The sequence below is a fragment of the Vibrio sp. nBUS_14 genome (assembly GCF_051201655.1).
Classification (GTDB): Bacteria; Pseudomonadota; Gammaproteobacteria; order Enterobacterales; family Vibrionaceae; genus Vibrio.
Genome location: NZ_CP179206.1, coordinates 1,107,983 through 1,126,827 on the forward strand (window position 1 = coordinate 1,107,983; position 18,845 = coordinate 1,126,827).

The window sequence follows — 18,845 nt, forward strand, 5'->3', positions numbered from 1 at the left end:
AGAGGATCGAACGCATCTCAATCGAAACGACCGTCATCTCTTAAAGCGACGAAGGATCGTAATAGGAGATCTGCTTTTATGCTGCATCCAATAAAAAAGGTTGATGCTTTCACATCAACCTTATGACTTTTAGCTAGAGTTACTAACCAAGCTCGCAGTCTTTTGGTCGCAATTGAAACTCATCAATAGAGCCAATTTCCACTCCTGCTGATAGCTTCTCTTCTTCGTTATGAGCGTTACCTTGAGCATGCATAATCAGACGATTTGCGGTGCGTGGTTTGAGTTGGCTGACCACGAAACGCATCATGTCCGAGCGAGTCAGACCTTTGAGCTCTTCTAGCACGCGATCCCTCTGATTGAAGTCCAAATCTTTATTGCCTATGGCAACCCATAAGCGCTGAGCTTGGCCTCGTAAGGTGGTATCTGGCGTTGAAATCTGATTCCAAAGGCCTCGTTTACTGCTGTGCCATTGGTAGTTATTCAGCTCCAATAACACCATGTAAAAGGCATTGAGAAACTCATCGATTGAGGCTAACAAGTCTGCTGGAGCAGCATTTGGCGATTGTACGTACAACACAATACCAGGGTGGCGGTTGAGTGGCATATTACCCGTGCCGACCATGTAACCTAGCTGTTGCTTAGTACGTATTTCATGGAAGAAAGTGGCCGACATCAAGTGGTTCGCTAACGAATACAGCGCAATGTTTTTAGCTGAAATATCAGGGCATTGATAATAAACTACGATGGCCGAATCATCTTGTTTACACACCACCTCACGTTGGAAGCTGCCGTTCTCACCCAACATGATTAACGGGCGTAATGATTCTTCGTAAGCTTGGTCTTGAACACGCAGGGCATCTTTTAGCGTTTCAGCCATCTTGTGTGCATCGGCTTTTTTCCAGTCGCCATACACAAACATTTCTACGTGCAGTTCGGCCAAGATAGCCTGAACAAAAGAAGATAGCTCATCGACCTCTATCGTTTCTAGCGCTTCAATCAACACAGAATAGGGCGGGTTATTTGGCTGTAAGATCCCTGTCATTGCATTAAACAGTTGCGAAATAGGACGGTCTTGCGACGCATTATTCCAGTTTCTTAGCAATTGATGTTTAATCGTTTCGAAGCGTGTTGGACTAAAGTCGCGTGCTTGAAAGCGTTCAAGGATCATATTGAGCAATTGTGGCTGCTTCTCGCTGAATCCTGATAGTGTGAGCGTTACGCCACCTTGATGGGTGTACATGTTGTAGCCCATACCAGCGATTTCAGCCTGATACGTATCCTTTTCAAGCGAGTCCAAGAACATCTCTACACATAAGCGTGTTTTGACGATGTTTCTAGGGCTAGCTACCGAATGCGGGCTATCGATGGCGATATACACCACACCTTTGGGTACTCGAAATTGATGATCTTGTAGGTGCCACAATTTAAAGCCGTCTAACTCTTCGAGTAACTGTGGAAATTCAGTTTTCTCTTCAAGCTCAGCAGGGTCTAAGTCATAACAAATAAATGGGTTTCTATCGGGTAATTCAAACTGCCAACCGGGGTTGATGCAGGAAAAACACTGTTGTTGTTCGCTGCTAAACTGTGTGACGGAGTAGGGTGTAAAGTACCATTTCGCTTCTCGGTCGTATTCGAAACCTTGTGCAACGATGGTCGCTCGCATGTTGTCGACGGTTAAGTAAGGAAGCAGAGAGCGTTGTAATTCGTCATCGAAATGCGACATTTTGTAGTCGCCATACACCACATCTTGCTCTTGATAGTGCTGCATGTTGATCACGAGATGGCTGACGACATCAAGTGGTCTTGCGGGCTCTTGAAAGCGGAACGCAGATTCTAAAACCGCACGCTTTTCTAGGTAGCGCCACTCTTCAATACCTTGTTGCTCGATGAGTTTGATGTACTGGAACACGGCTTGGATGATGTAATCTGTTTTGGTCAAACCTTCGATGGTCAATGAGCAACTGACCGTGAAATCACGATAATTACTGCCACTTGCGCCTCCACCGGCCGAGAGAGAGGTAATCCAGCCCTTTTCCTTCAGTTGCATCATCAGGCTGCCGTCACCCTCATAACCTAATAGGTGAGCAAGGAACGACAGTGGTTTAACGCCATAGTGTTCATCCATACTTGGCATTGGGAAGGTTAAAATTAGCTTTCGTACTTCTTTTATCGGCTCTACGTGTACTTGTACGCCAGTGCTTAACTCGCCAACAATTGGAACCGCAACCTTCTTGCCTTGTAGGTTATGGTTGGTAATAGAACTGAAGCGCTCCTCAACCCAATTCTGCATATCATCAAGCGATTGGTTTCCAGATAACGTCAATGTCATCAGGTCGGCTGAATATTGTTGCTGGTGGAATGATAAGATCTCTTGGCGAATCGTCTCGCCGTCTCTATCTCCCAACGTATCGATATTACCGACTGAAAACTTCGAGAATGGATGATTGTGATTCACCAGTTCTTTGGTAACTTGGTACAAACGTCGTGAATCGTCGTTGAGTTTCATTTTGTATTCTGAGTCAACGGCTTGGCGTTCTTTATCGAGAGCTTCTTCATTGAATAAAGGGGCGGTGAAAAATTGGCTAAAACGATCGAGTGCGGTTTCAAACGCATTTAATTCGACGTCAAAGAAGAAGCAGGTGTGTTCAGTTCCGGTCCAAGCATTGTTACTACCACCGTGTTGGCTGATAAAACTTTGAAACTCTCCGACCTTTGGATACTTTTCAGTTCCCAAAAATAGCATATGCTCTAAGTAGTGAGCTAAACCCTCTCTGTTAGAAGGGTCATCGAAATGGCCAACATTGACGGCTAACGCAGCTGCTGCTTTTTGAGCATTTTGGTCCTGAACTAACAGTACGCGTAACCCGTTATTTAAGGTTATGTAACGGTATTGATGTTCATCATTTGGGCTTAAGTGCAAAGGAGCATCTCCAGAGAAGGTGGTTTTTAAATTATGTACCCGATGATTCGGGGTGCAAACCTTGAGATCATATTTTGGGATATGAAGAGCTATTTGGCGATTTCTAAATCACTTTTATCGATTTTTATCAGTGATTTATTTTCTTTTAATAAGATTGTTAAGAAAGTCGAACTCTTTAGCAAGTGACTTGATATAATTATTTATATTGACTGAGGTTTCTCTAGGTTGAGAGCCAAACCTAAGTAGCGTATCGCTGATATATGGGATATATCGACGTTCGGCATGTTACATAGACAGGATTGAACATGAAAATATTCATTATGCGCCATGGTGAAGCAGAACATTTTGCGAACTCGGATGCAGAACGAGCGTTAACTAAGCGCGGTAAAATGGCTTCTCTTGCCGTGGCTCAAGCTGCAAATGAGCAAGGATTCAGCCAGTTCGATAAAGTGCTAGTTAGCCCATATTTAAGGGCACAAGAAACATGGTTGGAAATCTCTCAGGCGTTTTCTGGAAAGAAAGTCGAAACCTGTGATGATATAACGCCATATGGGATGTCTGACGATGTGTTTGATTTGACCTTAGCAATGGCTGAAGTAGAAAAACTAGAGACCATTTTATTTGTTTCTCATTTACCTTTAGTGGGCTACTTAACAGCGGAATTTGCAACGGGCATGGCACCACCTATGTTCCCAACGTCAGGTTTAGCCTGTATTGAATTCGACCTTGAGACACAAAAGGGCGAGCTGCTTTGGAACATTAATCCGTAGCGATAGACAGCTTTTAAAGATAAATAAAAGGGCACCTCATGATTTTTGAGATGCCCTTTGTTGTTTCTAACGGACTATTTTTATCTAACGATAAGATGCTGGACTTACTTTTTAGAATAAACAACAAGTCGATGGCTATTTATCGGGGATAGAAAGTAAAACCAGCAGCGCACCATGACCGCCGAACTCTAACGGTGCCTGGTGAAATGCCATTACGTCTGGGTGCTGGGCTAACCACAGTGGCACTTTCTGCTTCAAGATGTGCTTGCCGATACCATGCTGAACACAAGCACATGCCACACTTTCTTTAATACAGTGTGCAATCATAGCCCCAAGCTCACGTTTGGCTTCTTGCTGAGTCATACCATGCATATCGAGATACACGTCGGGTACATAAACCCCACGACGTAGGCGTTTCACCTCGTATTTAGAGACATCATCGCGCGCATAACGTGTTGGTCCTTCCTCACTAAGGTGCGGAATGAACTCGTCAGAGAAATAAAACTCGCTATCACGGGCTTGTCTGGCCGTTCGAGTAATTTCTTTTTGCTTGGTATTTCTTTTTGGCTGCTGGACTATGGTATCCTGTTGCAACTTTTTAACGCCCTTTACTGCATCGTTGAATAAGGCGAAATCGTCATCAAAGTCGGTGTCTTTTTTGCTCATCAGGTTATGAATTCTAAATTAGAAACGTAATTAGCAGTATTGTAGCGCTTTTCGGAGACAATTTTGGATAAGATTTTTGTAGAAGAAGCGGTATCAGAACTACACACGCTTCAAGATGTGATTCGTTGGACTGTTAGCCGCTTTAACGCAGCGGGCCTATTTTATGGTCACGGCACTGATAACGCGTGGGATGAGGCGGTACAACTTATTTTACCTACTCTGTATCTACCGATTGATGTTCCTCCGCATGTTTTGAACTCTCGTTTAACAAGCAGTGAGCGTTTACGTATTGTTGAGCGTGTGATTAAGCGTATTAATGATCGCACCCCAACAGCTTACCTAACCAACAAAGCTTGGTTCTGTGGTCTTGAGTTCTTTGTTGATGAGCGCGTACTTGTGCCTCGTTCTCCAATTGGTGAGCTGATTGAAGCTCAATTCCAACCTTGGTTAACTGAAGAACCTGTTCGTATCATGGATATGTGTACGGGCAGTGGCTGTATTGCGATTGCATGTGCTCATGCTTTTCCTGATGCGGAAGTGGATGCGATTGATATCTCTACTGACGCACTGCAAGTTGCAGAGCAGAACGTTCAAGATCACGGCATGGAGCAACAAGTGTTCCCAATCCGTTCAGATCTTTTCCGTGATTTGCCAAAAGAAAAATACAACCTGATCGTATCGAACCCACCTTACGTGGACGAAGAAGATATGAACAGTCTGCCAGATGAGTTCACACACGAACCAGAACTTGGCCTAGCTGCAGGTACAGACGGACTTAAATTGGTTCGCCGCATCTTAGCAAACGCGCCAGACTACCTAACTGATGATGGTATTCTGATCTGTGAAGTTGGCAACTCAATGGTTCATATGATGGATCAGTACCCAGAGCTTCCATTCACTTGGATTGAATTCTCAAACGGTGGTCACGGTGTATTCATGATCACTCGTGAACAGTTAGTGGCTTGTGCAGACCAGTTCTCTATCTACAAAGACTAGGCTACTGTTCGTTTTTAGCTTAGGGATTTAGCTGGGAACTTAAGGTTAGAACCTTATAAGACGCTCTATTTGAACCGTTTGAATTTAAACGCCATGCAGCAATGCGTGGCGTTTTTTATTGCCGAAATTTAAGAGATAAGTAATCAGCACAGAGTGAACACGCTCAATATTGAGTTGCTTAATATGAATAGCTATTAGATATTGATGCTTAATATTTAGTCGTTTTAGTGAATTAAGGAGAATTCGCGATGAGCTTTGATACATGGATTTATTATTTGTTGGCGGTGTTGATTTTAACTGCCTCGCCAGGGCCAAGTTCTTTGTTGTGCATGACTAAGGGTGTGCAATCTGGCTTTAAGTTATCAATATTTACCGATCTGGGTAGCGTAACTGCCATTACCGGAATCTTAACGTTATCGTTTACCGGTTTAGGGGTGATTATTGCTTCATCAGAAGTGGTGTTTAATATCATTAAGTGGACGGGTGCTGCTTACCTTATTTATCTTGGTTGGAAGTCGCTACGGTCAAGTCAGCAAGAGTATGACAAGCTATCGAATCAACAAGCAGGTTCTCAACCTGTTAAAGAAAGCGCTGCTCAGCATTATGTCAGCGGCTTTATTGTTGGTGCGAGCAACCCAAAAGCTATCCTGTTTTTTACCGCACTTTTCCCTCAATTTATTGACTCATCACTAGCGCTATTTCCTCAATTTGTGGTATTCGCTTTGACCTTCGTTGTCATGGAATTGTCTTGGTTATTGGTCTATGCCTACCTAGGTGCGAAATCATCAACTTGGTTGTTTGCCAAGGGGCGAGCTAAGGTATTTAACCGTGTTACAGGGGGCGTGTTTATTGGTGCCGGAGCGCTACTTTCGACGACAAGCCGAGCATAACTTTTCGATTTATCAAAGGGCTGAATAGTTACAGAAAATTCTCAATGCTGTCATAAAAGGTTAATATTAATATGCTTGCTGCTTTTAGCGAAAAGCCGATATATTGTAGTTACACCATCACGTTCTCAAGGAGAGACATATGCAGCATCAAGAAATGATTCAACACAGTAACTTTGGCGTTATCAGCCGCACTTGGCTTTTCTCTACCCTGTCTCTAGTGGGTATTCTTGCTCTAATGTAGTCAGCTTTATGGCTCTATATTTTTAGTTTTTATTATGAACACACTTGTTAAAAAGTCTTCAAAGATAGAATTCTTCCTCTCTTAAATGTGGCTCTTCTCATCAGGCTAGCCACTTAACCTTTTCTTAGTTGTACCTTTCTCTTAGTAACCTTTTTCTCTGACTAATCTCTTTGTCTGATTAACCCTTTTACCCGAAAAGACTCACTGCATAACCTGATCTGAAGTTGTTATCAAACTGTGATAATCTTAAGTTATCTTTTATCTACAGTGTATCTCTCATGTCTGTCTGGGATTCTATTTCATTTAACAATCGATTTACTGCATTACCTCGACTGTTCTATACCTCAATTCAACCTACACCGCTCATCAATGTCCAATGGCTCGCATGGAACCATAAACTTGCGAATGAACTCGGATTCCCGTTATTTGATGATGCCTCTGAGGAATTGCTTGAGACGTTATCCGGTAATGTTGAACCTGAGCAATTCTCACCAGTAGCGATGAAATACGCAGGCCATCAGTTTGGCTCTTATAACCCTGATCTCGGTGATGGAAGAGGGCTGTTATTGGCTCAAGTTGTTGCTAAAAGTGGCGAAACGTTTGACTTACACCTTAAAGGTGCGGGTAAAACACCATATTCTCGTATGGGCGATGGACGCGCTGTTATTCGATCAACCGTTCGTGAGTACTTATGTAGTGAAGCGATGGCGGGTCTCAATATCCCAACCACACGTGCGTTGGCGATGATGACCAGCGACACCCCCGTTTATCGTGAGAAGCAAGAGTGGGGCGCATTGTTAGTACGTGCTGCCGAATCACACATCCGTTTCGGTCACTTTGAACATCTGTTTTATACCAATCAGTTGGCTGAGCATAAGTTGCTAGCCGATAAAGTCATTGAGTGGCACTTCCCTGAATGTCTCGATGAAGAAAAACCTTACGCTGCAATGTTTAATCAGATTGTTGATCGCACTGCGGAAATGGTCGCGCTGTGGCAAGCGAATGGTTTTGCTCATGGAGTCATGAACACCGATAACATGTCGATCATCGGCCAAACCTTCGATTATGGCCCGTTTGCCTTCCTTGATGAATATGATCCACGATTGATCTGTAATCATTCGGATTACCAAGGTCGTTACGCTTTCAATCAACAACCTAGAATTGGATTGTGGAATCTATCTGCACTGGCTCATTCGCTTTCGCCGCTGGTGGATAAAGCCGATTTAGAGGCTGCGTTAGAACAGTACGAACCACAAATGAATGGTTATTTCAGCCAGATGATGCGTCGTAAGTTGGGGCTGCTTGCAAAACACGAAGGTGACAGTCGTTTGTTTGAATCGTTGTTCGAGCTGATGTCGCAAAACAAAGTCGATTACCCAAGGTTCTTTAGAACGCTGTCGAACTTAGATACATTGCTGCCGCAAGACGTAATTGATTTGGTTATCGATCGCGAGGCCGCAAAGCTATGGGTGGATAACTACTTGCAACGCTGTGAATTGGAAGAGAGCTCAGTGGCAGATCGCTGTGAAAAGATGAGACTGGTAAACCCTAAATACATCCTTAGAAACTACTTAGCTCAGCTTGCGATAGATAAAGCCGAGCGTGGCGATAGCAGTGATATTGATGCGTTAATGGTGGTGTTGGCAGACCCTTATGCTGAACATCCTGACTACGAACACCTTGCTGCGCTGCCGCCTGAGTGGGGCAAAGCCATGGAAATTAGCTGTTCCTCTTAACCTTCTCTGATTCTTTGAGTCGTTAAGTACAGGTAGAGGTCACTAAGATGTGATCTCTATCTGTTTGTTCTTCTAATTTTACAAACATGTCAATAATCAAATAATCGGCCAGCCTATACACTATGTGAATAAGTTGTAAATTTAATAGGTCTGGGCGATGCCAACAAATACTCGAATTATCGTGGTGGATGATGATCAAGAAATCCGTGAGTTGCTGGAAGAGTACCTCACAAAATCGGGTTTCGATGTTTCCTCCGTTGGAGACGGTATCGAACTCGATACCCACCTGCAAAACCAAGGTTATCCTGATCTGATTCTTCTTGATGTGATGCTACCCGGTGACGACGGTTTTACATTGTGTCAGCGCGTCCGTAAGCAATCGAATGTGCCTATCATTATGCTGACAGCGGTATCGGATGAGACTGACCAAATTATCGGCTTAGAAATTGGTGCTGATGATTATATTGCCAAGCCGTTTAGCCCTCGTCAGTTAATGGCTCGCATCAAAGCGTTATTACGCCGTGTTCAAGTGGTGGATGACAAGCCAAGTGATGCATTGCCAAAGCAGATCATTTTTGGTGATTGGACACTTGATACGCTCGCGCATCGAATCTCTCACAATGAAAACTCAGAAGAGTTGGACTTGTCGGGCAGTGACTTTTCTTTGTTAATGCTGTTCTTAACTCGCCCTAATGAGGTTCTCGACCGTGACACCATCTCTTTCGCCACAAGAGGTCGTGAAGCGCTGCCTTTTGAACGTGGTATTGATGTCCAGCTTAGTCGTCTAAGAAGCCGATTGGGCGACAGCGGGAAATATCCTCACTACATCAAAACCATGCGTGGCAATGGCTATATTCTTGCTGTGTCTGTTCAGTATGAACACTAAGCATGACCAACTGTTAATGAAGTAATGCTAATAAAGTATTTCTAATGAAGTATTCCGGATGAAATATCTCGTATGAACTGGATGAGTTGGTTGAAACCAAATTCGTTAGTCGCAAGAACCTTATTGTTGACGTTGTTAGCCGTGGTGATAGCTCAGGGTATCGCAACGTCTATTTGGTATAGCGAATCAAAACACAAAGAGCTAGAAGGGATTCGTTCTGCGTCGTCGAGCATGGCGAACATGTTTGCTTCAACGGTGACTTTTTTCCAATCTCTACCCGTTAAATATCGTCATATCGTGCTGGATCAAATCCGCAATATGGGAGGAACGCGTTTCTTCGTTTCTTTCAATAAAGAGGCTTTGACTGTCGAACCGATCCCCGATACCCGTTTAAAAACCGCCTCAATTGAAGCGATAGAAAGTGTTTTGAGTAGCAAACTCAATAAAGTGGCGTCAGTGCGGGTTGACTTCTCTCGTCCTGAACACCTTCGTTTGTTAAAAAATGACATCTACTTGAGCGACCTCCCGCGATCGTGGGCACATCACACACTAACCTTAGAACCTCTTAATCCTCCCATCTTGGTTGTTCAGATAGAGTTAGCCAGTCACGAATGGGTGTATATCGCGGCGTTGTTGCCTGCGCCATACGTAAAACTCGACGATACGATTCTTGGTAGAGAGCAGGTGATCTTCTTAGTTTCCTCAACACTTATTCTTTTGGTTTTGACTTACTTGATGATTCGTCGCCAAGTACGCCCTCTTAAAAAGTTAGCAAGAGCCGCTAATGAGATGAGCATGGATATTCAGCAGCCGCAGCTTAGCGAAGAGGGAGCAACTGAACTGGTCACGGCAACCCGAGCCTTTAATCGCATGCAGCAGCGTATTCGTCGTTACGTTGCTGACCGAGAACATTTGTTCTCTGCCATTTCTCATGACTTGAAGACACCGATAACACGTCTTAGGTTACGAGCTGAGTTGTTGGAAAGCGAAGTAAAGAAAGACAAATTCAACAAAGATCTTGATGAGCTTGAGATGATGGTGAAGGGCGCATTACAAGCGGTAAGAGACACTGATCTTCATGAAAACAATGCCATTATCGACCTCAACGAGATGATGCTCTCCGTGATTGAATTACACAACCAATACCAAACTCAGGTCGAGTTTGAACCTGCTGTGATTGAGCCTTTGGTTGCCAAACCGCTAGCTATTAAACGCGTGCTTACCAACCTTATCGATAATGCTGTGAAATATGGACAATCCGCCGAGGTAGATATCAGCAGTGATTCAGTGTGGGTCATTGTGACGATTCAGGATCACGGCAAAGGTATCCCCGAAGACAAGTTAGAGTTGGTTTTCGAACCCTACTTTAGGCTTGCACCCGACGACCAAGGGCACGGTTTAGGGCTCGGTATTTGTCGAAACATTCTGCATGGACATGGCGGAGATCTCATTATTCGCAACTCCTCTCAAGGTGGCCTAGAAGCCAAAGTCTATATACCAAGAGGCTTAGAAGTGTAATGTAACAATTGTGTTACATAGTTATTACCTTTTGTTTCAATCCTAAAAATCAAAATAAGTAGACTATTTATTGAACCGGACGTCGAGTCCGCTAAACATGGAAGATTATAATGAAAATCAATAAAACCCTACTTACTCTATCTCTTCTTGCTGCCTCAACATTTTCTCAAGCTGGTGAAGTGGAAGTGCTTCACTGGTGGACTGCCGGTGGCGAAGCAAAATCTGCCGCGGTATTGAAAGAGATGATTGAAGAACAAGGTCATACATGGAAAGACTTTGCAGTGGCTGGTGGTGGCGGTGAAAGTGCGATGACCGTTTTAAAAACGCGAGCAGTATCAGGCAACCCACCGTCTGCCGCGCAGATCAAAGGTCATGATATTCAGGAGTGGGGTGGTTTAGGTTTTCTAACGTCCCTTGATGCAACGGCAAAACAAGAACAATGGGATGAACTACTACCAGAAGTAGTGACTAAAGTGATGAAGTGGGATGGCGAATATGTGGCGGTTCCTGTCAACGTTCACCGTGTTAACTGGCTTTGGGCTAACCCTGTTGTTTTAGAAAAATCAGGCGTTACGGTTCCAACTACGTTAGATGAGTTTTTTGTTGCTGCAGACAAGATTAAAGCAGCGGGCTTCATTCCATTGGCTCACGGTGGTCAACCTTGGCAAGATGCAACCGTATTCGAAGCGGTGGCTCTTGATGTTCTAGGCAGTGAAGATTACAACAAAGCGTTCGTTGATCTTGATATGGACGTATTATCTGGCGACAAGATGGTCGAAGTGTTCACCAAGTTCAAAAAGATACGTGACTACATCGACAGTAACTCTCCAGGTCGTGATTGGAACGTTGCAACTTCAATGGTTATCAATGGCGAAGCCGCGATGCAAATCATGGGTGATTGGGCGAAAGGTGAGTTTACTGCGGCAGGCAAAGTGCCGGGTAAAGATTACATCTGTGCGCCAGCACCGGGTACTGACGGTCAATTTACCTTCAATATCGATAGCTTTGCGTTCTTTGAATTAAGTGACAAAGAGAACCAAAAAGCGCAGCAAGACCTAGCGAAAACCATTCTTACTAAAGATTTCCAAGAAGTCTTCAACCTTAACAAAGGTTCTATCCCTGTACGTCTAGATATGGATATGTCTAAGTTTGACCAATGTGCGTTGGACTCAATGGCAACCTTCAAAGCGAGTGCTGAATCTGGCGATCTTGTTCCGAGTATGGCTCACGGCCTAGCGACAACAAGCTATGCTCAAGGCGCGATCTATGACGTAGTGACCAACTTTTTCAATGAGAAAGATGCCGATCCGAAAAAAGCGGCAGCTAAGTTAGCAAAAGCAGTGAAAGCGGCTATCTAATCTAACTTGCTCTGACACCAAACCCCCAGGGTGGGTAGGCTCGTAGGGAGCCTATCTACTCTTTATTCCCAATTCTGATATGCGTGATGCTGATGTGGTACCGAGAGGTAAGCCATTGGCTCGATTGTGCAACAAGGATAAGTTATGGAGCATGTTTTGACTGAGTCGACTCCAAAACCCACAAGGAGCCAGCCTGCACCAAAACCGAGTTTTGCTGACAGGTTGCAACATTGGTTACCTAAAATTGTACTGGCGCCTACCGCGTTAGTGACCGTGGTGTGTATCTACGGCTACATTTTTTGGACGGCAGCATTGTCGTTCACCAACTCTCGTTTTCTGCCTAGCTTTAACTTCGTTGGTTTAACCCAATATGAAAAGCTGATGGATAACGATCGCTGGATAACTTCAATCACTAACCTCGGTGTGTTTGGTTTTCTGTTCATGGCAATTGCAATCTTGCTAGGTGTTGGTTTGGCGGTATTGCTTGACCAGAATATCCGTCAAGAAGGGGCGATTCGCACTATTTATCTCTACCCAATGGCACTGTCATTCATCGTGACAGGTACCGCGTGGAAATGGATTCTTAACCCAGGTCTTGGCATTGAAAAATTAATGCAAGATTGGGGTTTCACCGACTTTAAGTTTGATTGGTTAGTCGACTCTGAAATGTCGGTCTACACGTTAGTGATTGCCGCACTTTGGCAGTCTTCAGGTTTTGTGATGGCGATGTTCTTAGCCGGCCTACGTGGTATCGATTCTTCGATCATCAAAGCGGCTCAAATTGATGGGGCAAGCTTACCCACTATTTATCTCAAAATCATTCTGCCTTGCTTACGCCCTGTGGTTTTCAGCGCGGTGATCATCACCTCACACATTGCGATTAAGAGTTTCGACCTTGTGACGGCAATGACAGCGGGCGGCCCAGGCTATTCATCGGATCTTCCTGCGCTATTCATGTACGCACACTCATTTACGCGTGGACAAATTGGCCTAGGTGCTGCCAGTGCCATGATGATGCTTGCCGGTATCTTAGCGATTCTCGTGCCTTATCTTTACTCTGAACTTAGGGAGAAAAAGTCATGATGAATAACGTCAACTTTGCTCGAATCTTTATTTATTCAGTACTGCTTTTCTTCTGTTTAGTGTATTTGATGCCATTGTTCGTAATGGCGCTCACTTCATTCAAAACTCTGCCAGATATCAAGGCGGGTAACTTAATGAGTTTGCCGAAAGAGTGGGTGTTCGATGCTTGGTATAAAGCGTGGGATACCGCCTGTACTGGCGTGAAATGTGAAGGCATCAAAGGCTACTTCTGGAACTCGTTCCAAATGGTGATTCCGGCGGTAGCGATTTCAACATTACTCGGTGCATTCAATGGCTATGTCATGACGAAATGGCAATTCAGAGGTTCAAACCTGTTCTTTAGTTTGTTGTTATTCGGGTGCTTCATCCCATTCCAAGTGGTGCTGTTACCAATGGCAACTATGCTTGGCAAGATGGGCTTAGCGAATACCACGATTGGTTTGGTGATTGTACACGTTATCTACGGCATGGCGTTTACGACCCTGTTTTTCCGTAACTTCTATATCTCGATACCTGATGAATTGGTCAAAGCGGCAAAGCTCGATGGTGCTGGATTCTTTACGATTTTCTTCAAGATATTATTACCGATCTCCACACCGATCATCATGGTGACGGTGATCTGGCAGTTCACCGCGATTTGGAATGATTTCTTGTTCGGGGTGGTGTACTCAGGTTCAGAAACTCAGCCGATCACCGTGGCATTAAACAACTTAGTTAACACCAGTACTGGCGTTAAAGAATATAACGTAGACATGGCTGCTGCGATTATCGCCGCACTGCCAACACTGTTGGTGTATGTCTTCGCAGGAAAATATTTTGTTCGTGGCCTAACGGCAGGATCAGTAAAAGGATAATTACCCATGGCAACATTAGATTTAAAACAGATCCGTAAAACTTATCGCAACGCGGACAACGAAACGTTAAAGGGCATCGACATTAGTATCGATTCGGGGGAATTTTTGATACTTGTCGGCCCTTCGGGGTGTGGGAAATCCACCTTGATGAACACCATCGCTGGGCTTGAAAATATTAGCTCGGGTGAGATTGTAATTGATGGTGTAGACGTAGCGCAGGTTGAGCCGAAAGATCGCGATATTGCGATGGTGTTTCAGTCGTACGCGCTTTATCCAAATATGACGGTGCGCGGCAATATCGCTTTCGGTTTGAAGATTCGTAAGATGCCGCAGCAAGAGATCGATGCTGAAGTCAATCGAGTGGCAGAAATGCTGCAAATTGAACAGTTGCTTGATCGAAAACCGTCGCAACTTTCTGGTGGCCAGCGTCAACGTGTCGCGATGGGACGTGCTCTAGCTCGTCGTCCGAAGCTTTATCTATTTGATGAGCCGCTTTCTAACTTGGATGCCAAGCTGCGTGTTGAGATGCGCCATCAGATTAAACGTCTGCACCATAAGTTGAATACCACGATTGTTTATGTAACCCATGATCAAATCGAGGCAATGACACTGGCGGATCGCATCGCAGTAATGAAAGACGGTGAACTGCAGCAGTTAGGCACACCACAAGAGATTTACACCAAGCCAAATAATATGTTCGTGGCGGGCTTTATGGGGTCACCATCCATGAACTTCATTAAGACCATAGTGGATTTGGATGAGGAACAGAATCCGATTATTAAGGTTGTGGGTACTGCGGAGCAAGAACACCACATTCGATTGCCACAGAGTATGCGTGACCAAGATGGCAAGGAGTTGGTGATTGGGCTGCGTCCTGAACACATTACTGAGCAAGAAGGTGATGATGTGTCGGCAACCACAAAGCTAGACCTGCAATTGGAAGTGTTGGAGCCAACAGGGCCAGATACTATTGCGATGGTTAAAGTGAACGACCAAGAAGTCGCATGTCGTTTATCGCCAGAATTTGAAGTGTCGGTTGGGCAAATGGCACCACTGCATTTTGATTTATCAAAGGCGGTATTCTTCGATGCTCAAACCGAAGCGAGAATCGATTTCTAGCCATTGAGTGGGTTTCTGGCTAAACGATAGCTTTAAAATGAAAGGCAGTATCACCAACTAGTCATAACTAACGTGATACTGCTTTTTTTTTGTTGTTTTAGCTGCTTTTTATTCCTCACAAAAACAGAGGGATAACCAAGTTAAATGCTTTAGCAGCAATAATATCGTGATTTAGTATCCCTTAGCTCTATAAAGCTGACGTAGAAACGCGTAGGATCACACTACTTTAGATCAAATACTAGGTTGCACTTTGGTGCATAGTCAGAATAAAACATGAAACTAACAGCAAAACCAGCGGCGAATAACGCTTTACTTATTTCTATTACGACACCGGATTTTAAAGGTGACGAAGCAAAAGAGTCTCTTGCCGAACTTGCTCGCTTAGTGTCAACCCTAGGGTTTAAAGTGGTCGGTACGCAATCGCAACACCACAGTTCATCTCAAAGGCAGAATGTGCTGGGTGCAGGTAAGCTTGCCGAAATTGCACATCTAACTGGTTACCAAGGCTCTATTGAAGAAGCTAAAGATGAAGACTTTCTTGATGAGTCGGGTTTGTTTGATTCTGAAATCGATGAGCTAGATTTTGATGATCTTCCAACGGGCAACTTCCAATATGGTGCCGCTGATGTTGTGGTATTTGACTGTGATTTAAGTCCATCTCAAATGCGTACTGTTGAGGCGAGTTTGGGTGTGGAAGTATTTGACCGTACTGGCATCATCATCGAAATCTTCAGCCGTCACGCTCGTACTCGTACTGCTCGCCTGCAAGTTGATATCGCTCGTCTAAACTACTTAGTGCCACGACTTCGTGAAACGGCTGAGGGTGATAAAGAGCGTCAAATGGGTCAGGGCGCAGGTGAAACTTCACTCGAGCTAGACCGTCGTAACGTACGTGACCAAATTGCTGCGCTTAAGCGTGAGCTAGTGAGCGTACAAGATGAAATGAAGACCCGACGCACAAGGCGTGCGGAGCTTTTCACTGTTGCTTTAGTTGGCTACACCAATGCCGGTAAGTCTTCGATGATGCGTGCAATGACCGCAACCGAAGTGGTCGGTGAAGATAAACTATTCGCAACGCTAGATACTACGGTTCGCGCACTTCAGCCGATTACTCAACCGCGTATCTTGGTTTCAGATACCGTTGGTTTCATCAAGAAACTGCCACATGATCTGGTTGCGTCATTCCACTCAACGCTAGCAGAAGCGCACGATGCTTCATTGTTGCTTTATGTAGTTGATGCTTCTGACGTTTCATTCCGTGCACAACTTGATGTGGTACACGACGTATTAGCACAAGTGGGCGTTGAAGGTAGCGAAAAACTATTAGTGCTGAATAAGTGCGATAGATTGAGTGAAGAAGATCAGTTAGCGCTGATTGAAGAATTCCCAGACGCGATGCTGACGTCAACTCGTGATCCGTTAGATATCACTAAACTGCACAATTACATCGTTGGTGTTGCAGAAGAAGGCATGATCGAAGAAGAGATCACTATCCCTTATTCTGGACAAGGTATCATTGGTGAGATTCGCTCAAACATGAGTGTGGTTAAAGAAGAGTACGACTACGAACATATCAAATTAACGGTTCGCTCAAGTGCGATTGATTTAGCGCGTTTGAAAAAGCGTATGCAGAATTCGTAATCATCTAATTCAGATAATATTTTAATATCCTATTGAGATAACCAGCTCTAAAGAACCTCTATATAAGGCTGCTACTTTTTTGACTGAAGTGGTAGCCTTTATTTTTCCTCCTTACATTTATTTCATCATTGATAGTTTGGTCAACTCCCACCCATTTACAAATATTCTATGTGTCATTTTCCACCCATTAATAATTACATCAGCTAGTCGATTAGAGCTTATCGATCTTAAGAAGCCTTACGGTTAAAGGCTTCTTAATGTTTTGTTTCAGTTTGGCGCGCTAATTGCCTTAGTGAAAGCACGCAGTTCCCATTGATGGGCTGCTTTGTTTACTAAGGAGAATAATAATGTTTAAGCCTCTTACCCTGCTGTCTGTATCTGCTATTGCGCTCACAAGTTTTAATGCTGCTGCAAACTGTGACCCAGGTGAAATCGTGATTAAATTCAGTCATGTAACCAATACCGATAAGCACCCGAAAGGCATTGCCGCTTCTTTACTTGAAGAGCGAGTAAACACGGAAATGAATGGCAAAGCTTGTATGCAAGTTTTCCCTAACTCAACACTCTACGATGATAATAAGGTACTGGAAGCCCTGTTAAATGGTGATGTTCAAATGGCGGCACCATCGCTGTCTAAATTTGAGAAGTTCACTAAGAAATACCGCATTTTTGACCTTCCTTTCCTATTTGAAGACGTAGAAGCTGTGGACCGTTTCCAAAACTCAGAGTCTGGCGAAAAGCTGAAGAATGCGATGAAGCGTCGTGGTCTACAAGGCCTCGCGTTTTGGCACAATGGCATGAAACAGATGTCGGCAAACAAACCTCTTATCAATCCTGAAGACGCGGAAGGTTTAAAATTCCGTGTTCAAGCATCAGACGTATTAGTCGCTCAGTTTGAACAACTGGGTGCTAACCCTCAGAAGATGTCTTTCAAAGAAGTATACGGTGGCCTACAAACTAAGGTTATCGATGGCCAAGAGAACACATGGTCAAACATCTACGGGAAGAAGTTCTTTGAAGTACAAGAAGGCGTGACAGAAACTAACCACGGTATCCTTGATTACCTGGTAGTAACGTCGAACGACTTCTGGAAAGACCTACCTGAAGATGTACGTACGCAACTTGGCACAATCGTTCAAGAAGTGTCTGAGACTCGAAACGCAGAATCTTCAAAAGTTAACCTAGCGAACAAAAACAACATCATCGAAGCGGGTGGTGAGGTTCGTACTTTGACGCCTGAACAGCGTCAAGCATGGGTAACAGCACTTCAACCAGTATGGAAGAAGTTTGAAAAAGACATCGGTTCAGATCTTATCAATGCAGCGTTAGCTTCAAACCAATAACACCGCTAAGGAGTAGCGAGCATGGTTCGCTACTCCTCATTAAAACAATTATAAGCGGAGTCAATTATGGATAATCCTCGAATGGAACAACCCAATTCTAACGAAGTAGTATTAGAGCCTTCATTTTTTTCTAAAGTCGGAAAAGTTACTGATGTGATTGAAGAGTCTTTGATTGCATTTTTCCTTGGCGCAATGACGCTACTTACTTTTGCCAATGTAGTATTCAGATACGTATTCAATGGCAATATCTTGTGGGCACTAGAACTGACGGTGTTCATGTTCGCTTGGATGGTGTTAGTGGGCGCATCTTATGGCGTTAAAAAACACTTCCACATTGGCGTTGATGTGATCATTAACCTTGCCCCAGAAAAGCTACGTAAAGTGTATGCGTTAATCGCGGTTACAAGCTGCCTAGCATTCTCAATCCTGCTTCTTATTGGTTCTTGGAATTACTGGTACCCGTTCGCGACCGATCGCGCATGGTATGAGACCGATGATATTCCAATGCCCGAAATGCTTCAATTTCTTGCCGACTGGCTGAATGAAGGTGAGCGATACGAGAAACTGCCACGTTTTATTCCTTACATGGCGTTGCCAATTGGTATGGCAATGCTTACGTTCCGCTTTGCCCAAGTTGCTTACCAAGTAGTCACTGGCAAGCTTGATCGTATGATTGCAGGCCATGAAGCCGAAGAAGAGCTGGATGCCTTGAAAGCAGACGTGTTAGCGGGTTCTGATGAAGACGCGATAGCGGTATTGGACTCGAACACGTCAAATAAGACGAGCGACTCGAATACAAAACCTAACGGTAAGGAAGACTAATC

The 18,845-nt window shown here is 44.2% G+C and carries 15 protein-coding genes; 13 read left to right on the top strand and 2 right to left on the bottom strand.

Annotated elements, in window-relative coordinates:
- Positions 1–142 precede the first annotated feature (142 nt).
- Positions 143–2,920, bottom strand: coding sequence for an insulinase family protein (locus tag ACMAZD_RS05140; RefSeq protein WP_435248793.1), 2,778 nt, complete (start codon positions 2,918–2,920; stop codon positions 143–145).
- A gap of 305 nt (positions 2,921–3,225) precedes the next feature.
- Here ACMAZD_RS05140 and sixA point away from each other — a divergent pair, with 305 nt between their 5' ends.
- Positions 3,226–3,690 carry a phosphohistidine phosphatase SixA gene (gene sixA, locus ACMAZD_RS05145; RefSeq protein WP_017073606.1) on the top strand — a complete coding sequence of 155 codons (465 nt, stop codon included), beginning with the start codon at positions 3,226–3,228 and terminating at the stop codon, positions 3,688–3,690.
- Positions 3,691–3,825: 135 nt separating this feature from the next.
- Here sixA and smrB read toward each other — a convergent pair whose 3' ends face one another.
- Positions 3,826–4,356, bottom strand: coding sequence for an endonuclease SmrB (gene smrB / locus ACMAZD_RS05150; protein ID WP_435248794.1), 531 nt, complete (start codon positions 4,354–4,356; stop codon positions 3,826–3,828).
- A gap of 63 nt (positions 4,357–4,419) precedes the next feature.
- Between smrB and prmB the strand changes: the two genes are divergently transcribed.
- The 12 genes from prmB to ACMAZD_RS05210 all read left to right on the top strand — a co-directional run bounded on the left by prmB (position 4,420) and on the right by ACMAZD_RS05210 (position 18,843).
- The gene (gene prmB / locus ACMAZD_RS05155; protein WP_435248795.1) at positions 4,420–5,352 is read left to right on the top strand and encodes a 50S ribosomal protein L3 N(5)-glutamine methyltransferase; all 933 of its coding nucleotides are present in this window, start codon (positions 4,420–4,422) and stop codon (positions 5,350–5,352) included.
- Between the two features lie 248 nt (positions 5,353–5,600).
- Positions 5,601–6,242 carry a LysE family translocator gene (locus ACMAZD_RS05160; RefSeq protein WP_435248796.1) on the top strand — a complete coding sequence of 214 codons (642 nt, stop codon included), beginning with the start codon at positions 5,601–5,603 and terminating at the stop codon, positions 6,240–6,242.
- 519 nt (positions 6,243–6,761) lie between these two features.
- Positions 6,762–8,219, top strand: a complete 1,458-nt coding sequence (locus ACMAZD_RS05165) for a protein adenylyltransferase SelO (protein ID WP_435248797.1) — start codon at positions 6,762–6,764, stop codon at positions 8,217–8,219.
- Positions 8,220–8,376: 157 nt separating this feature from the next.
- The gene (locus ACMAZD_RS05170) at positions 8,377–9,105 is read left to right on the top strand and encodes a response regulator (protein ID WP_435248798.1); all 729 of its coding nucleotides are present in this window, start codon (positions 8,377–8,379) and stop codon (positions 9,103–9,105) included.
- Between the two features lie 72 nt (positions 9,106–9,177).
- Positions 9,178–10,623 carry an ATP-binding protein gene (locus ACMAZD_RS05175; RefSeq protein WP_435248799.1) on the top strand — a complete coding sequence of 482 codons (1,446 nt, stop codon included), beginning with the start codon at positions 9,178–9,180 and terminating at the stop codon, positions 10,621–10,623.
- A gap of 110 nt (positions 10,624–10,733) precedes the next feature.
- Positions 10,734–11,981 (top strand): ABC transporter substrate-binding protein, encoded by a 1,248-nt coding sequence (locus tag ACMAZD_RS05180; protein WP_435248800.1) that lies wholly within the window; start codon positions 10,734–10,736, stop codon positions 11,979–11,981.
- A 144-nt stretch (positions 11,982–12,125) separates the two neighbouring features.
- On the top strand, positions 12,126–13,064 hold the full coding sequence (locus ACMAZD_RS05185) for a carbohydrate ABC transporter permease (protein WP_009848503.1): 939 nt from the start codon (positions 12,126–12,128) through the stop codon (positions 13,062–13,064).
- A complete protein-coding gene (locus tag ACMAZD_RS05190) occupies positions 13,061–13,918 on the top strand; it encodes a carbohydrate ABC transporter permease (protein ID WP_435248801.1) in 858 nt (285 codons plus the stop codon). Before ACMAZD_RS05185 ends, ACMAZD_RS05190 begins: the two co-directional genes overlap by 4 nt.
- Before the next feature lie 6 nt (positions 13,919–13,924).
- Entirely contained in the window at positions 13,925–15,037 is a 1,113-nt protein-coding gene (locus ACMAZD_RS05195; RefSeq protein ID WP_435248802.1) for an ABC transporter ATP-binding protein, read from the top strand.
- Between the two features lie 273 nt (positions 15,038–15,310).
- Positions 15,311–16,678, top strand: coding sequence for a GTPase HflX (gene hflX / locus ACMAZD_RS05200; RefSeq protein WP_435248803.1), 1,368 nt, complete (start codon positions 15,311–15,313; stop codon positions 16,676–16,678).
- A gap of 347 nt (positions 16,679–17,025) precedes the next feature.
- The gene (locus tag ACMAZD_RS05205; protein ID WP_102350269.1) at positions 17,026–18,021 is read left to right on the top strand and encodes a TRAP transporter substrate-binding protein; all 996 of its coding nucleotides are present in this window, start codon (positions 17,026–17,028) and stop codon (positions 18,019–18,021) included.
- A 66-nt stretch (positions 18,022–18,087) separates the two neighbouring features.
- Positions 18,088–18,843 carry a TRAP transporter small permease gene (locus ACMAZD_RS05210; RefSeq protein WP_198593008.1) on the top strand — a complete coding sequence of 252 codons (756 nt, stop codon included), beginning with the start codon at positions 18,088–18,090 and terminating at the stop codon, positions 18,841–18,843.
- Positions 18,844–18,845 lie beyond the last annotated feature (2 nt).

What these genes read in the sequence shown, in the direction of transcription:
- sixA (WP_017073606.1), top strand. Translation starts at nt 3,226, where the DNA reads ATGAAAATATTCATTATGCGCCATGGTGAAGCAGAACATTTTGCGAAC.
- smrB (WP_435248794.1), bottom strand. Translation starts at nt 4,356, where the DNA reads ATGAGCAAAAAAGACACCGACTTTGATGACGATTTCGCCTTATTCAAC.
- ACMAZD_RS05160 (WP_435248796.1), top strand. Translation starts at nt 5,601, where the DNA reads ATGAGCTTTGATACATGGATTTATTATTTGTTGGCGGTGTTGATTTTA.
- ACMAZD_RS05165 (WP_435248797.1), top strand. Translation starts at nt 6,762, where the DNA reads ATGTCTGTCTGGGATTCTATTTCATTTAACAATCGATTTACTGCATTA.
- ACMAZD_RS05170 (WP_435248798.1), top strand. Translation starts at nt 8,377, where the DNA reads ATGCCAACAAATACTCGAATTATCGTGGTGGATGATGATCAAGAAATC.
- ACMAZD_RS05175 (WP_435248799.1), top strand. Translation starts at nt 9,178, where the DNA reads ATGAACTGGATGAGTTGGTTGAAACCAAATTCGTTAGTCGCAAGAACC.
- ACMAZD_RS05180 (WP_435248800.1), top strand. Translation starts at nt 10,734, where the DNA reads ATGAAAATCAATAAAACCCTACTTACTCTATCTCTTCTTGCTGCCTCA.
- ACMAZD_RS05185 (WP_009848503.1), top strand. Translation starts at nt 12,126, where the DNA reads ATGGAGCATGTTTTGACTGAGTCGACTCCAAAACCCACAAGGAGCCAG.
- ACMAZD_RS05190 (WP_435248801.1), top strand. Translation starts at nt 13,061, where the DNA reads ATGATGAATAACGTCAACTTTGCTCGAATCTTTATTTATTCAGTACTG.
- ACMAZD_RS05195 (WP_435248802.1), top strand. Translation starts at nt 13,925, where the DNA reads ATGGCAACATTAGATTTAAAACAGATCCGTAAAACTTATCGCAACGCG.
- hflX (WP_435248803.1), top strand. Translation starts at nt 15,311, where the DNA reads ATGAAACTAACAGCAAAACCAGCGGCGAATAACGCTTTACTTATTTCT.
- ACMAZD_RS05205 (WP_102350269.1), top strand. Translation starts at nt 17,026, where the DNA reads ATGTTTAAGCCTCTTACCCTGCTGTCTGTATCTGCTATTGCGCTCACA.
- ACMAZD_RS05210 (WP_198593008.1), top strand. Translation starts at nt 18,088, where the DNA reads ATGGATAATCCTCGAATGGAACAACCCAATTCTAACGAAGTAGTATTA.